Annotated in this window: 16 protein-coding genes; 8 read left to right on the forward strand and 8 right to left on the reverse strand. The window is 57.2% G+C overall.

The annotated features are described in order from the left end of the window. Positions 1-49: 49 nt before the first annotated feature. A complete protein-coding gene (locus tag H8B20_RS06160; protein WP_210622639.1) occupies positions 50-1,159 on the reverse strand; it encodes an ABC transporter ATP-binding protein in 1,110 nt (369 codons plus the stop codon). Continuing rightward, complete coding sequence (gene argF / locus H8B20_RS06165) at positions 1,156-2,076, reverse strand: ornithine carbamoyltransferase (RefSeq protein WP_042560744.1); 921 nt, start codon at positions 2,074-2,076, stop codon at positions 1,156-1,158. The genes H8B20_RS06160 and argF overlap by 4 nt, the downstream gene beginning before the upstream one ends. 404 nt (positions 2,077-2,480) lie before the next feature. Between argF and H8B20_RS06170 the strand changes: the two genes are divergently transcribed. From H8B20_RS06170 to grxD, 3 genes are all read left to right on the forward strand, one after another. Next, the gene (locus H8B20_RS06170) at positions 2,481-2,771 is read left to right on the forward strand and encodes a hypothetical protein (RefSeq protein ID WP_042560743.1); all 291 of its coding nucleotides are present in this window, start codon (positions 2,481-2,483) and stop codon (positions 2,769-2,771) included. Between the two features lie 134 nt (positions 2,772-2,905). Next, positions 2,906-5,011, forward strand: coding sequence for a molybdopterin oxidoreductase family protein (locus H8B20_RS06175; protein WP_210622640.1), 2,106 nt, complete (start codon positions 2,906-2,908; stop codon positions 5,009-5,011). A gap of 97 nt (positions 5,012-5,108) precedes the next feature. Further along, complete coding sequence (grxD, locus tag H8B20_RS06180; RefSeq protein WP_042560740.1) at positions 5,109-5,450, forward strand: Grx4 family monothiol glutaredoxin; 342 nt, start codon at positions 5,109-5,111, stop codon at positions 5,448-5,450. A 177-nt stretch (positions 5,451-5,627) separates the two neighbouring features. On the opposite strand, the gene bfr is transcribed toward grxD, so the two are convergent. After that, entirely contained in the window at positions 5,628-6,101 is a 474-nt protein-coding gene (gene bfr, locus H8B20_RS06185; RefSeq protein ID WP_042560739.1) for a bacterioferritin, read from the reverse strand. Positions 6,102-6,301: 200 nt separating this feature from the next. Beyond that, positions 6,302-6,520 (reverse strand): bacterioferritin-associated ferredoxin, encoded by a 219-nt coding sequence (locus H8B20_RS06190; protein WP_003227725.1) that lies wholly within the window; start codon positions 6,518-6,520, stop codon positions 6,302-6,304. Between the two features lie 313 nt (positions 6,521-6,833). Between H8B20_RS06190 and H8B20_RS06195 the strand changes: the two genes are divergently transcribed. Continuing rightward, on the forward strand, positions 6,834-7,436 hold the full coding sequence (locus tag H8B20_RS06195) for a peroxiredoxin (RefSeq protein WP_003227723.1): 603 nt from the start codon (positions 6,834-6,836) through the stop codon (positions 7,434-7,436). A gap of 71 nt (positions 7,437-7,507) precedes the next feature. Here H8B20_RS06195 and rnt read toward each other — a convergent pair whose 3' ends face one another. Both rnt and pyrC read right to left on the reverse strand, forming a co-directional pair. After that, positions 7,508-8,185, reverse strand: coding sequence for a ribonuclease T (gene rnt / locus H8B20_RS06200; RefSeq protein WP_042560738.1), 678 nt, complete (start codon positions 8,183-8,185; stop codon positions 7,508-7,510). Beyond that, positions 8,182-9,228 carry a dihydroorotase gene (gene pyrC, locus H8B20_RS06205; RefSeq protein WP_042560737.1) on the reverse strand — a complete coding sequence of 349 codons (1,047 nt, stop codon included), beginning with the start codon at positions 9,226-9,228 and terminating at the stop codon, positions 8,182-8,184. The genes rnt and pyrC overlap by 4 nt, the downstream gene beginning before the upstream one ends. A gap of 160 nt (positions 9,229-9,388) precedes the next feature. Between pyrC and H8B20_RS06210 the strand changes: the two genes are divergently transcribed. Next, positions 9,389-10,297: a flagellar protein MotY gene (locus tag H8B20_RS06210; RefSeq protein WP_210622641.1), complete on the forward strand. Its 909-nt coding sequence runs from the start codon at positions 9,389-9,391 to the stop codon at positions 10,295-10,297. A 129-nt stretch (positions 10,298-10,426) separates the two neighbouring features. Continuing rightward, positions 10,427-11,644, forward strand: coding sequence for an argininosuccinate synthase (locus H8B20_RS06215; protein WP_042560735.1), 1,218 nt, complete (start codon positions 10,427-10,429; stop codon positions 11,642-11,644). Between the two features lie 132 nt (positions 11,645-11,776). Here H8B20_RS06215 and H8B20_RS06220 read toward each other — a convergent pair whose 3' ends face one another. Beyond that, the gene (locus tag H8B20_RS06220; protein ID WP_210622642.1) at positions 11,777-12,493 is read right to left on the reverse strand and encodes a hypothetical protein; all 717 of its coding nucleotides are present in this window, start codon (positions 12,491-12,493) and stop codon (positions 11,777-11,779) included. 179 nt (positions 12,494-12,672) lie between these two features. On the opposite strand from H8B20_RS06220, the gene H8B20_RS06225 reads away from it, so the two are divergent. Together H8B20_RS06225 and H8B20_RS06230 are read left to right on the forward strand one after the other, a co-directional pair. After that, entirely contained in the window at positions 12,673-12,834 is a 162-nt protein-coding gene (locus H8B20_RS06225) for a hypothetical protein (RefSeq protein ID WP_210622643.1), read from the forward strand. Between the two features lie 175 nt (positions 12,835-13,009). Next, on the forward strand, positions 13,010-13,636 hold the full coding sequence (locus H8B20_RS06230) for a response regulator transcription factor (RefSeq protein WP_042560733.1): 627 nt from the start codon (positions 13,010-13,012) through the stop codon (positions 13,634-13,636). A gap of 90 nt (positions 13,637-13,726) precedes the next feature. On the opposite strand, the gene H8B20_RS06235 is transcribed toward H8B20_RS06230, so the two are convergent. Continuing rightward, positions 13,727-13,900, reverse strand: a complete 174-nt coding sequence (locus tag H8B20_RS06235) for a PA3496 family putative envelope integrity protein (protein ID WP_115147783.1) — start codon at positions 13,898-13,900, stop codon at positions 13,727-13,729. Positions 13,901-13,932 lie beyond the last annotated feature (32 nt).

The raw sequence follows: 13,932 nt of genomic DNA on the forward strand, positions 1-13,932 counted from the left end.
CCTACACTGATTCCTGTAGGAGCTGCCGAAGGCTGCGATCTTTTAATCTTCAGAGAGCAGTGCTGTAGCGCCGAACGCCGTTTTCCACCGCGGGAATCTGCGCCGCCGTGCTACCCGAGGCCTGGAACAACACCAGATGTTCGGCCGCAACGCGAATGCCTACCTCAGCACCGACATGATGATCGGCGTGGCTCGGGAAAATCGATTCAAGTTGTGCACCGGTCGGCAGTTGCAGACGATACAGCGTCGATGCGCCCTGGAACGTCTTGCCGACAATGTGCGCCTTCAGTGCGCTATCCGGCGCATACACGATGTCATCCGGACGCAGCAACACATCCACCGCGCCGCCAATTGGCCAGGTATAAGCCCGATTGCCGCGCATTTCGCCGAGTTCGGTCTGCACCGATTCCGGGCTGGCGAGCTGGCCGCGAATGAAGTAGCCCTGACCGATAAAACTGGCCACGAACTGGGTTGCCGGTTCGTGATACAGGTTGTACGGCGTGTCCCATTGCTCCAATCGACCTTCCTTGAAAACGCCGACGTGATCGCTCACCGCAAAGGCTTCTTCCTGGTCGTGGGTTACCAGAATCGCGCTGGTGCCACGAGCCTTGAGGATGTCGCGCACTTCGTGGCTGAGCTTGCGTCGCAGTTCGCCATCGAGGTTGGAGAAGGGTTCATCAAGCAGCAGTAGTTGCGGCTCTGGCGCCAAGGCGCGGGCGAGGGCTACGCGCTGTTGCTGACCACCGGAGAGCTCGTGCGGGAAGCGCTTGCCGAGGTTTTTCAGGTTGACCAGTTCCAGCAGCTCTTCGGTGACGCGCCTTTTGTTCGGGTGCTTGCGAATGCCAAAGGCAATGTTGTCCGCGACACTCAGGTGCGGAAACAGCGCGTAGTCCTGAAACACCATGCCAATCCGGCGTTTCTCGGGCGCCAGGGTGAAGCCGGCGCTGGAAATGGTCTCGCCGCCCAGGGTGATTTCGCCCTCGTGCACCGGTTCGAAACCGGCAATCGCGCGCAGGGTGGTGGTCTTGCCGCAGCCGGACGAGCCGAGCAGGCAACCGATGTCACCGGCGTTGAGGTGCAGATTAAGGTTCTGCACCACACGTTGGTCCTGATAGCCGCAAGCGAGGTTGCGCAGGTTCAGCAGTAATTCATGGCTCATGCGTGGTGATATGCCGGTTCGACGAGGAACTCGAGCAAGGCCTTCTGTGCGTGGAGACGGTTTTCTGCCTGATCCCAAGCGACGGAGCGCGGGTCATCCAGCAGGTCGAGACTGATTTCTTCGCCACGGTGCGCGGGCAGGCAATGCAGGAACAGCACGTCCTCGGCCGCGAGGTCGAGCAGGGCACGATTGACCTGGAACGGTGCGAACAACTTGAGGCGCTTGGCGGTTTCCTCTTCCTGGCCCATTGAGGTCCAGACGTCGGTGCTCACCAGGTGTGCACCGCGCACGGCATCCTTTGGATCGCGGACGATGGTCACACGATCGCCGGCATTGGCGACAAACTCCGGGTTGGGCTCGTAGCCTTCCGGGCAGGCGATGCGCAACTGGAAGTCGAACTGGATCGCCGCTTCTATATAGCTGTTGCACATGTTGTTGCCGTCGCCGATCCAGGCGACGGTCTTGCCCTGGATCGAGCCACGATGCTCAAGAAAAGTCTGCATGTCGGCCAGCAACTGGCACGGGTGCAGGTCATCGGACAGGCCGTTGATCACCGGCACGCGCGAGTTGGCGGCAAATTCGGTGAGCGTGCTGTGCGCGAACGTACGGATCATCACCGCATCAAGCATGCTCGACATGACGATGGCGCAGTCGCCGATTGGCTCGCCACGGCCCAGTTGCGTGTCGCGCGGCGAAAGAAAGATCGCCTGACCGCCGAGCTGGATCATGCCGGCCTCGAACGAGATCCGGGTGCGGGTCGAGGATTTCTCGAAGATCATCCCCAGCACGCGGTTTTTCAGAGGCTCGAACAGTACGCCGCGGTTACGCAGGTCCTTGAGCTCAACGCCTCGACGGATCACGCTGACCAGCTCTTCGGGCGTGCAATCCATCAGGGAGAGAAAGTGCCTTGCGCTCATCATTGACTACCTTTTGCTACAAACCGCAGATGCTCAAAGCCTTGTTTAACGGAACAACGGGCGAGACCTGCGGCGTAAGCCGCACAGGGGCGACGAAATAGGGGGAGGCGCGATATTGACACTAAATGTCGCGTTTTTCCAATAGGCTACGGTTTTTGCGGGATTCGGAGGGCGGACGGCAAGTTGCAGTCGCGCATTTGAAGCCGGGTTCAGGACAGCAGCGAGCCTCTTTGTACACTGGCCTTACCGGGCTTGGCAATCAGGCGTGGCGGGTATGGCGCCACGCAGGTCGGTTTGATACCGGGTGATCGCGCAATCGCTTGGTCGGATGTTCGCGTTGAAACATTTGCTAAAGCAAAGTGCTGAGTTATAAATAGCCTTCGAGCGACGCAGGAAGCCTCCGCATGGAATCGAAAGAACAACTGTTAATGGATTTGCTGGGCCATACGGCTCGCTCCTTGACCCATCTCACCGCTTCAATGACCTCGATGTCCTTCGAACTGCTGCGCAGCGAGGACGAAGTGGTCAAGGCTGCCAGCCGTCAAATGATCGATCGCATGGCCACCATCAGTACCGGGCTCGACGAGCATTGGCGCCTGATCGGCGAACTCACCGGTGTGCACATCGCTCACGAGCAGATCGAAACCATTCAGGAAATCCAGTTGGCGCCGCCACCCACTCTGCCGATCAATTGATCGCGTCGGGCTATCGGCTCGCCTGATGGCCGTCGATTCACAAGACGAACGTCGCTGGCGCCGTTTCGGCACACGGGCCATAGTTTTGTTCCCGCAGGCGTTGTTGCCTGCCCAGAACAAAACAGAGACTGGCCATGACCAAGACTCTTCATCACCGTGCCTGCCACCTGTGTGAAGCCATTTGCGGCTTGACCATCGAGACCACCGAAACCGATGGCGCTGTCGCGATCACATCGATCAAGGGTGATGCCCTCGACACCTTCAGCCGTGGGCACATCTGCCCCAAGGCCGTGGCCCTGCAAGACATTCAGAACGATCCGGATCGCCTGCGCCAGCCGATGCGGCGGGTTGGCAGCGAATGGCTGCCGATCGAGTGGGACGAGGCGTTTGCGCTGGTGGCCGAGCGTCTGGCCGCGATCCAGGAGCGACATGGGCAGAATTCGGTGGCCGTGTATCAGGGCAACCCGAGCGTGCACAACTATGGGCTGATGACCCACAGCAATTACTTCCTCGGTCTGTTGAAAACCCGTAACCGGTATTCCGCGACATCGGTCGATCAACTGCCCCATCACCTCAGCAGTTACCTGATGTACGGCCACGGCTTGCTGCTGCCGATCCCCGACATCGATCACACCGATTTCATGCTGATCCTGGGCGGCAATCCTCTCGCCTCGAACGGCAGCATCATGACGGTGCCCGACGTCGAAAAACGCCTTAAGGCGATTCAGGCACGCGGCGGCAAAGTGGTGGTGGTCGATCCGCGACGCAGTGAAACGGCGGCCATCGCCGATCAGCATTTGTTCGTGCGTCCCGGGGGCGATGCGGCGTTGTTGTTTGGGTTACTCAACACGTTGTTTAGCGAGGGATTGACCCGCGACAGCCATTTGCCGGTGGATGGCCTCGACGAAGTGCGCGCGGCCGTTTCAACGTTCACCGCCGAAGCCATGAGCCCGCTGTGCGCGGTGCCCGCCGAGCAAATCCGCCAATTGGCCCGCGACTTCGCCGCCGCGCCGAGTGCGGTTTGTTATGGACGGATGGGCGTTTCCACCCAGGCGTTCGGCACGTTGTGCCACTGGGTGGTGCAGTTGATCAATCTGGTCACCGGCAATCTGGATCGCGTTGGCGGGGCTCTGTGCACAGAGCCCGCAGTGGATCTGGTGGCGTCGACCTCGGGCGGGCATTTCAACAAATGGCAAAGTCGTGTTTCCGGGCGTCCTGAGTATGGCGGCGAATTGCCGGTGTCGGCGCTGGCTGAAGAAATGCTCACCGCAGGCGTAGGGCAGATTCGTGCGCTGATCACCGTGGCCGGCAATCCGGTGCTGTCGACGCCCAATGGACGGCAGCTCGAACAAGCGCTGGACGGTCTGGAGTTCATGGTCAGCATTGACCTGTACATCAACGAAACCACGCGCTATGCCGACCTGATTCTGCCGTCGACTTCGGCGCTGGAGAACGATCACTACGACACCACGTTCAACCTGTTCGCGGTGCGCAACGTCACCCGTTTCAATCGGGCGATCCTCGCCAAGCCCGAGGGCGCGCTGCATGACTGGGAAATCTTTGTCGGTCTGGCCAAGGCCTTCGCCGAGAAAACCGGCAAGGAACTGAAGCCGACCATGCCGCCGGCGAAGATGATCGACATGGGCCTGCGCATGGGGATGTACGGTGACGCCTCAGAGCAAAAGCTGTCCCTGGCCACTCTTTTCGATCATCCCCACGGAATAGATCTGGGCGCGTTGAAGCCTAATCTGGCCGCGCGCCTGAAAACGCCGAGTCAACGCGTACAGGCTGCGCCACCGGAGATCCTCGCTGACCTGGCGCGGTTCGCCGCCTTGCAGGCACCGGCCGCCGATGAACTGTTGATGATTGGCCGCCGGCATGTGCGCAGCAACAATTCGTGGATGCACAACTATCACCGTCTGGTGAAGGGCAAGCCGCGTCACCAGTTACTGATGCACCCGGATGACCTGGCCAGCCGCGGGCTCAATGATGGGCAGCTTGTGCGGGTGAGTTCGCGGGTCGGGCAGATTGAAGTGGAAGTGCTCGGCAGTCTCGACATGATGAAAGGCGTGGTCAGCCTGCCGCACGGCTGGGGGCATGCGCGTCCGGGTGTGCAGATGGCGATCGCCAGCAGTCAACCGGGATCGAGCGCCAATGACCTGACCGATGAATGTCAGCTCGACGAGTTGTCCGGGAACGCGGCGCTCAATGGTGTGCCGGTGACCGTGGCGGCGGCTTGAGCATGTCTGTCGGGGAGACCGAGCATGGCGCTCGGGATTCCGTTACAATGCGCCACCGTGCCGACCCGTGAGTCGGAAAGTTCAGCCGAGGTGCTCCATGGATATCATCGAAACGATTAAAGAGCAGATTGCCAACAACACCATTCTGCTTTACATGAAAGGCTCGCCGAATGCCCCACAATGTGGCTTTTCCGCGAAAGCTGCACAGGCTGTGATGGCGTGTGGTGAAAAGTTTGCGTACGTGGACATCCTGCAGAACCCGGAAATCCGCGCCAACCTGCCAAAGTACGCCAACTGGCCGACTTTCCCGCAACTGTGGGTCGGCGGTGAACTGGTCGGCGGTAGCGATATCATGACCGAGATGTCGGCAGACGGTTCGCTGCAAAGCACCATCAAGGCTGCTGTCGAAGCCGCCGCTGCGAACAAGTCCGAAGCCTGATGGCTTGTAGGGAAGCAAGCTTCTTTGCTTCCCCGCCGGTTCATTCGACACACGCTCCCCCTATAGGGGCTGTCGAGTGAAACGAGGCTGCGATCTTTTGATCTTCAGCCAATAAAAAGCCCCGCACCTCGAAAGAGGGCGGGGTTTTTTAATGTCTTGAATTTGGCGAGTGTTAAATCACTCTTCGCCCATCTGCGATTGCAGATAGTTCTCAAGACCGACTTTGCCGATCAGGCCCAGTTGGGTTTCCAGCCAGTCGATATGTTCTTCTTCGGATTCGAGGATATCTTCGAGCAGCTCACGGCTGCCAAAGTCGCCAACGGTTTCGCAATGCGCGATTGCAGCTTTCAGGTCAGCATGGCCGGTCTTCTCGATACGCAGGTCGCACTCCAGCATTTCCTGGGTGTGCTCGCCGATGTGCAGCTTGCCCAGGTCCTGCACGTTTGGAAGACCTTCGAGGAACAGGATGCGCTTGATCAGCTTGTCCGCGTGCTTCATCTCGTCGATGGATTCTTTGTACTCGTGCTTGCCCAGCTTGTTCAGGCCCCAATCTTCATACATGCGCGCATGCAGGAAGTACTGATTGATCGCGACCAGCTCATTGGCAAGGATCTTGTTGAGATGCTGGATGACTGTAATGTCGCCTTTCATGATCGGAGTCCTGCCCTGTAATAGCTGTATATAAGGCGGAGTTTGAGCTTCGTACTTATAAGTGTCAAACCTAAGTTGTTGAATAATATATGAAAATTAATCGGAATAAGAATGTTTGTGTTCCGCGTCTGGAGCCTAAGCGCTTGATTTACAGGCATAAAAAAACCGGACATAAGTCCGGTTCTTTGGAATAGGGGTAGTTACGCAGCAGTAAATTCTACTGGATAAGGAATCGCGGCCTGGGCGGTTTGCAGCTTGGTCAGGGTTTCGCGAACCACTTCCTTGGCAAGGCAGGCACATTTGCCGCACTGGCTGGCGACGCCGGTGGCCTGGCGGACTTCTTTATAGCTGCAGCAACCTTCATAGATCGCTTCGCGGATCTGTCCGTCGGTGACGCCAGTGCAGAGACAAACATACATAAGTGAGAACCGTCGCTGGTTGTGACTCAATTGCGATGGATCTTAATAATAACGAGAATGATTGTCAAAGTGCTTTGCGAGGCCTTTTCACCGAATTGGTCCATGACTGACGAACGGTGATTACTGGCTATCTGCCTGGCCCCGTAAATGCAGCCCTGTGATCGGCAACTGCGAAAAACCGTTAAGGACAGGCGAAAAACGCAGTGTATGATGGTCGGCCCTTGCGAAGGGGGTTCGTGTCACAGGGCTGTCGCTTGAGGGTGGCAGGCTGGCCCGGACCCTGAACTTCAAGTTTCTACACCAGGAGATATCAATGAGCGTACTCGTAGGCAAACAAGCCCCAGACTTCACCGTCCCGGCCGTACTCGGCAATGGCGAGATCGTTGACAGCTTCACCCTGTCCTCGGCCATCAAAGGCAAATACGGCCTGGTGTTCTTCTACCCACTGGACTTCACCTTCGTCTGCCCGTCCGAGCTGATCGCTCTGGACAACCGCATGGCTGACTTCAAGGCACGCAACGTTGAAGTGATCGCTGTGTCGATCGACTCGCACTTCACCCACAACGCATGGCGCAACACCCCAGTGAACAATGGCGGCATCGGCCAGGTGAAATACACCATGGCTGCCGACATGAAGCACGACATCGCCAAGGCTTACGACGTTGAATCCGAAGGCGGCGTGGCTTTCCGTGGCGCCTTCCTGATCGACGACAAAGGCGTTGTCCGCTCGCAGATCATCAACGACCTGCCACTGGGCCGTAACATGGAAGAGCTGATCCGTCTGGTCGATGCTCTGCAATTCCACGAAGAGCACGGCGAAGTCTGCCCTGCCAACTGGAAAAAAGGCGACAAAGGCATGAACGCTTCGCCAGAAGGCGTTGCTGCTTACCTGACCGAGAACGCTGCTGCCCTGTAAGGCGCAACGTTGCGGTAAAAAAACCGGCCCACGTGGCCGGTTTTTTTCGCGCGGGAGAAAACCGACCAGGATCAGTCGTTGAAGTCTTCCCAGCCGCCCATCTGTTTCCAGCGATTGACGATGCCACAGAACAGCTCGGCGGTTTTCTCGGTGTCGTAACGCGCGGAGTGCGCCTCACGACCGTCGAAATCGATGTCGGCCGCCTGACAGGCTTTCGCCAGTACGGTTTGGCCGTAAGCCAGACCGGCCAGCGTCGCCGTGTCAAAACTGGAGAACGGGTGGAACGGATTGCGCTTCATGTCCAGTCGCGCAACGGCGGCATTGAGGAAGCCAAGGTCGAAGCTGCTGTTGTGGCCGACCAGAATCGCGCGCTTGCAGCCGTTGGCCTTCAGCGCCTTGCGAATGCCACGGAAGATGTCGGTCAGTGCCGTCTCTTCGCTGACAGCCATGCGCAGCGGGTGGTCCAGCTTGATGCCGGTGAACTCCAGTGCTGCTGCTTCAATGTTGGCGCCTTCGAACGGCTCGACACGGAAGAAGTAGGTGTGATCCGGATAAACGAAACCCTTTTCATCCATGGCGATAGTAGTCGCGGCAATCTCCAGCAACGCATCGGTGGCCGAATTGAAGCCACCGGTTTCTACGTCGACAACAACCGGCAGGTAGCCGCGAAAGCGTGCTGCCATTGGGTGACGGGAACCGCCGCCGCCACTTTGACCGTCCAGTTCGTCGTCGAAATGGTCTTCACTCACGCGTGTTCCTCCAGCAGGCGCCAGCGCAGTTTTTCACCGGCGCGCAGCGGGATAACGGTCAGCTCGCCAAAGGGCAGGCTGGTTGGGGCGGTCCATTCGTCACGAACCAGGGTGATGCGATCGGTGTTCACCGGCAGGCCATAGAAGCGCGGGCCATTGAGGCTGGCGAACGCTTCGAGCTTGTCCAGCGCATTGCGTTGTTCAAAGGCTTCGGCATACATCTCGATGGCGGCGTACGCGGTGTAGCAGCCAGCACAGCCGCAAGCGGCTTCCTTTGCGTGCTGAGCGTGCGGCGCCGAGTCGGTGCCGAGGAAGAACTTCGCGCTGCCGCTGGTGGCGGCATCGAGAAGGGCTTCCTGATGGGTGTTGCGCTTGAGGATCGGCAGGCAGTAGAAGTGCGGCCGAATCCCGCCCACCAGCATGTGGTTGCGGTTGTACAGCAGGTGATGCGCGGTGATGGTCGCGCCAACGTTGGCCGGGGCCTCGTTGACGAACTGCACGGCATCGGCGGTGGTGATGTGTTCGAAAACAACCTTGAGCGTCGGGAAACGCTCGACAACGCGACGCATGTGCTCATCGATGAAGATTTTTTCGCGGTCGAACACGTCGACATCGCCACGGGTGACTTCGCCGTGAATCAACAATGGCATCCCGACTTCGGCCATGGCCTCGATTGCCGGGAAGATCTTGTCGATGCTGGTGACGCCAGAATCCGAATTGGTGGTGGCGCCGGCCGGGTACAGCTTGGCGGCGTGCACGAAACCGCTGGCCTTGGCCTCGCGAATTTCTTCGGGCTGGGTGCGGTCGGTAAGGTACAGCACCATCAACGGCTCAAAGCGACTGCCGGCCGGGCGGGCAGCGAGAATCCGCTGGCGATAGCCGTCGGCTTCAGCGGCGTTGCGCACCGGTGGTACCAGGTTGGGCATGATGATGGCGCGACCAAACGTGCGCGCAACATCGGCAACGGTATTGGTCAACACGGCACCATCGCGAAGATGAATATGCCAGTCGTCGGGACGCAGCAGGGTCAGGCGGTCGGACATGAGGGGATTCCAGGCGGGTCAAACTGAGGCGAATGCTACCGGAAAAGACTCTTGCAGGCACTCGCTATCAAGTTTTGCGGGAACCTTCCGATATCCCGTAGGTATGCCGTAAACGTAGTGTGAATCGGTCTTTGTGTTTCAGAAGCCAATGGAGCCTCCCGTGCGCCAGCGATATTTAGCCTTGCTCAGTGTGTTTGCCAGTTTTCCTGCGATGGCGCTTACGTACCAGACTCGCCTGGAGAACATTGAGTGGACGGTCGCCGGCGACAAGTTCGAGTGCCGCCTGACACAACCGATCACGGATTTCGGCTCGGGTGAGTTCGTGCGCAAGGCCGGCGAACAGGCGATTTTCCGTCTGAATGCCTACAACGCCATGCTCGGCGGCGGTTCGGCGACGTTGCTCGCCGCCGCAGCACCGTGGCAGCCAGGGCGCGGCGACATCAATCTGGGCACCGTAAGACTGGGCAGCGGCAACGTCCTGTTCAACAGCTCGCAGTCTCAGGCCGGCGGCTTGATCAGTGGTCTGATGGATGGGCGCAGTCCTGTCGTCCGTCGCGCCTCGAGCGATGGTCGGGTCTCGGAAGTGCGTTTGTTGCCGGTCAGGTTCAACAAGGCCTTCAACGATTACCAGGGCTGTGTGGCGAAATTGCTGCCGCAGAATTTCGAACAGGTTAAACAATCGCAGATCGGCTTCCCCGGCGAAGGTATCGAGCTCGATGCCGCTGCCAAGGCCAAGCTGCAAGTGATGCTCGAGTACATGAAGGCTGATCCGACGGTTAACCACATCGAACTCGATGGCCACTCGGACAACAGCGGCAATCGTCTGACCAATCGCGAACTGTCCCGTCGTCGGGCCTTGGCCGTGGTTGATTTCTTCAAGGCCAATGGCATTCAGGAATCGCAGATCACCGTACGTTTCCATGGTGAGCGCTACCCATTGGTTCCTAACACCAATGCGAGCAACCGCGCGAAGAACCGTCGGGTCAACGTGCACCTTGCGCGAGTAGCCCCGACGACCGCACCTGCACCCACTGCCAGCACGCCAGCGAACGCTGCGGCAACTTCCTGACCCGCCGGTCATCGTCGCGCCCTCGACAGATTCTGTCGCTTTGTCGTCTTAAGCTGTCGCGCCTCTGTAAATTATCGCGTTTGGGCGGTAGACTCCTCGGCTTTCCGTAGAACCCCGTGGAGTGATGGCATGGCGGACGTAAACAAGGTCGTTCTGGCGTATTCCGGCGGCCTGGACACTTCGGTGATCCTCAAGTGGCTGCAGGATACTTATAACTGTGAAGTGGTGACCTTCACCGCTGATCTCGGTCAAGGCGAAGAGGTCGAGCCGGCCCGCGCCAAGGCTCAGGCCATGGGCGTCAAAGAAATCTACATCGACGATCTGCGCGAAGAATTCGTGCGTGACTTCGTGTTCCCGATGTTCCGCGCCAACACCGTTTACGAGGGCGAGTACCTGCTGGGTACTTCCATCGCACGTCCACTGATCGCCAAGCGTCTGATCGAAATCGCCAATGAAACCGGCGCTGACGCCATTTCCCATGGCGCCACCGGCAAGGGCAACGATCAGGTGCGTTTCGAACTGGGTGCGTACGCGCTCAAGCCAGGCGTGAAAGTGATCGCGCCGTGGCGTGAGTGGGACCTGCTGTCCCGCGAGAAGCTGATGGACTATGCCGAGAAGCACGCGATCCCGATCGAGCGCCACGGCAAAAAGAAATCCCCGTACTCGATGGACGCCAACCTGCTGCACATCTCCTATGAAGGCGGCGTGCTGGAAGACACCTGGACCGAGCACGAAGAGGACATGTGGCGTTGGACCGTCTCCCCGGAGAAGGCTCCCGACACCCCGCAGTACCTGGAACTGACCTACCGTAATGGCGACATCGTTGCGCTGGACGGCGTCGAAATGACCCCGGCCACCGTGCTGGCGACGCTGAACAAGATCGGTGGTGCGCACGGTATCGGCCGTCTCGACATCGTCGAAAACCGTTATGTCGGCATGAAGTCCCGCGGTTGCTACGAGACTCCGGGCGGTACGATCATGCTGCGTGCTCACCGCGCCATTGAATCGATCACCCTGGACCGCGAAGTCGCTCACTTGAAAGACGAGCTGATGCCAAAGTACGCCAGTCTGATCTACACCGGTTACTGGTGGAGCCCTGAGCGTCTGATGCTGCAACAGATGATCGACGCTTCCCAAACCAGCGTGAATGGTGTGGTTCGCCTGAAGTTGTACAAAGGCAACGTGATCGTGACGGGCCGCAAGTCCGACGATTCGCTGTTCGATGCCAACATCGCGACCTTCGAAGAGGATGGCGGTGCTTACAACCAGGCCGACGCGGCGGGCTTCATCAAGCTCAACGCGCTGCGCATGCGCATTGCTGCCAACAAGGGCCGCAAGCTGTTCTGATTTTCAGACTGACGCGCAATAAAAGGGCGGCCCCGTCTTCGAGACGGGCCGCCCTTTTTTACAGAATTCTGTTGTCCAACACTTAGCTGCAATGTTCCTAGTCCATTTGCTTGCGGTGCAATGCCGCATTTTTCAAACTCTTCCCAACAGCGTGACCGTCTGTGAACACAGATTGTAAATAATACAGAGTGTTGTGCCTGAGCCTTTCTTCGCATGCCTGATCCGCAGTAGCGCTCTTTTCGTCAGTGAAGCGTCCGACACATGGTTGGAAAGAAATATGATGACCCGCACCGTTTTCCTGTCGGCTCGTCGGATTATTTCCAGGATTGTGGCGAGTTCTCTCGACGCATCAATATCTCGTGCATCAATGATGTGCAGGTTGCTGAAAGGCGCGGACAGCTGAAGGCTGTATTGAACCTTCAGGGTCGGCTTCGCACTGATGTCAGGCGGCGGGTCGGATGCATTATGAACTTTGCACGAGTCCCTGCGCTCTGCAGCAGAGGCTTCGCTGGCGACGATATGACTTGATATCCCGAAAGTCGTCTGTGAGTCGGGCTCGTGCGGTGGTGCGTTCCGTTTGCTGTCGCGGTCATCATTGTCGATGACTTTTAAAAAGCTTTTGTCCTTGCCGAAATCTGAGGGTGAATAAAGCGTGCGGTGATTGAAGTTCAAAGTGATGAAGAAAAGAAATAACAAGTAAAATGGGAAGATAATAAGAAACCAGACGTAAATCTCTCGATCTTTGTTGTCAAGAAATGGCAAAGATACCGCGGCGGATCCTTCCGAAATTGCGGCAAATATGGCGATAACCGTCATCGGATTAGTAATTCTTTTTCTGATTTTTAACATGCTCTTGCTCTCCTGTTGAGGTCGTGCGTCATGAGCGGGTTGTATGTTTTGGTTTGTGGGTAAGTTGGTGTTGGGTGTTTTCTATGTATAGCAAAAGTATTTGTTTGAATATAAATATCTTGTTTCAAGTGTTTATAGTTTTCTGACTTGTACAAGAGGTTTGTAGGAGATTGCCGTCATTGCTTGATGTTTCTGAATTGCGCAATATTTCAGGTGTTATGCAGGCATTTCGCACCGTGCTACCGATTGGCTTTCATGAAAAAGGTCTTCGAGGCTGCTGTTCGGCAAATATCGGTCGCGCACTGTTACAAGTGAAAATCGAAAGTTTTGCAGACTGCTGAAAGAGTTTTTTTGTCGGATGTTTATAGTAATACGGGTTTTTTGTAGGAATATTCCTCGATGGCTGTAGGGGATGTCTCTCGGTGCAAGTGCATGAGAGACCTGACATGCCATAGAGCAAATGGCTGGGCTATTGTGCGTGTTCTAAAAATTCGAACAGCGAAACTGGACTTGCCCATGAATAAAGTGCTGATCGTGGATGACCACCCCGTCATTCGTCTTGCGGTACGTATGCTGATGGAACGTCATGGCTACGAAGTCATTGCAGAAACGGATAACGGCGTGGATGCATTACAACTGGCTCGCGAACAAATGCCGGATATTGTCATTCTGGATATTGGAATACCGAAACTTGATGGTCTGGAAGTAATTGCACGACTAACGTCGGTCGCAATGCCTATTAAAGTCCTGGTATTGACTTCCCAGGCGCCGGGTCATTTTTCAATGCGGTGCATGCAGTCGGGGGCGGCGGGTTATGTATGCAAACAGCAGGATTTGACCGAGTTGCTAAGTGCCATCAAAGCTGTTTTATCTGGCTACAGTTATTTTCCCAATCAGGCGTTGCACACGGTACGTACCAGCCTGGGCAATGCCAGTGAAGCAGACATGGTGGATCGCCTTTCGGGGCGCGAGATGATGGTGCTGCAACAGTTGGCGCGGGGTAAGACCAACAAGGAAATCGCCGATGGAATGTTTTTGAGTAACAAGACAGTGAGCACCTACAAGACTCGCTTGTTGCTGAAACTCAATGCGCGTTCACTGGTTGATCTGATCGAGCTGGCCCAGCGCAACGGGCTTGTCTGAATACTTCAGTCGCTGACGGGGTCATGGGCCGATCGAATTCAGCTAGCCATCAAAAGCGAAAAAGCCTCCGTTTCGGGAGGCTTTCAAATATCAGAAATCAAAGTCGTAATCGGCCAACTTCTTTTGCAGTCGGCGCTCCTCCAGCAGATTGTCGATCGTGCGGCGTTTGCTCAGGTTGGTCTTGGCGACTTCAACCACGGGTTCGGCGTCGTCCGTGGGGTCATCATCCACTTCCAGTTCCAGTTCCTCTTTATCAGTACTCATCAGATTAACTCCCACCCTAAGACTGCCGTTGG

The sequence above is a fragment of the Pseudomonas sp. P42 genome (genome assembly GCF_017973755.1).
GTDB lineage: Bacteria > Pseudomonadota > Gammaproteobacteria > Pseudomonadales > Pseudomonadaceae > Aquipseudomonas > Aquipseudomonas iridis.

What these genes read in the sequence shown, in the direction of transcription:
- H8B20_RS06235 (WP_115147783.1), bottom strand. Translation starts at nt 13,900, where the DNA reads ATGAGTACTGATAAAGAGGAACTGGAACTGGAAGTGGATGATGACCCC.
- H8B20_RS06175 (WP_210622640.1), top strand. Translation starts at nt 2,906, where the DNA reads ATGACCAAGACTCTTCATCACCGTGCCTGCCACCTGTGTGAAGCCATT.
- H8B20_RS06190 (WP_003227725.1), bottom strand. Translation starts at nt 6,520, where the DNA reads ATGTATGTTTGTCTCTGCACTGGCGTCACCGACGGACAGATCCGCGAA.
- H8B20_RS06195 (WP_003227723.1), top strand. Translation starts at nt 6,834, where the DNA reads ATGAGCGTACTCGTAGGCAAACAAGCCCCAGACTTCACCGTCCCGGCC.
- grxD (WP_042560740.1), top strand. Translation starts at nt 5,109, where the DNA reads ATGGATATCATCGAAACGATTAAAGAGCAGATTGCCAACAACACCATT.
- pyrC (WP_042560737.1), bottom strand. Translation starts at nt 9,228, where the DNA reads ATGTCCGACCGCCTGACCCTGCTGCGTCCCGACGACTGGCATATTCAT.
- H8B20_RS06215 (WP_042560735.1), top strand. Translation starts at nt 10,427, where the DNA reads ATGGCGGACGTAAACAAGGTCGTTCTGGCGTATTCCGGCGGCCTGGAC.
- H8B20_RS06160 (WP_210622639.1), bottom strand. Translation starts at nt 1,159, where the DNA reads ATGAGCCATGAATTACTGCTGAACCTGCGCAACCTCGCTTGCGGCTAT.
- argF (WP_042560744.1), bottom strand. Translation starts at nt 2,076, where the DNA reads ATGAGCGCAAGGCACTTTCTCTCCCTGATGGATTGCACGCCCGAAGAG.
- H8B20_RS06230 (WP_042560733.1), top strand. Translation starts at nt 13,010, where the DNA reads ATGAATAAAGTGCTGATCGTGGATGACCACCCCGTCATTCGTCTTGCG.
- H8B20_RS06170 (WP_042560743.1), top strand. Translation starts at nt 2,481, where the DNA reads ATGGAATCGAAAGAACAACTGTTAATGGATTTGCTGGGCCATACGGCT.
- bfr (WP_042560739.1), bottom strand. Translation starts at nt 6,101, where the DNA reads ATGAAAGGCGACATTACAGTCATCCAGCATCTCAACAAGATCCTTGCC.
- H8B20_RS06220 (WP_210622642.1), bottom strand. Translation starts at nt 12,493, where the DNA reads ATGTTAAAAATCAGAAAAAGAATTACTAATCCGATGACGGTTATCGCC.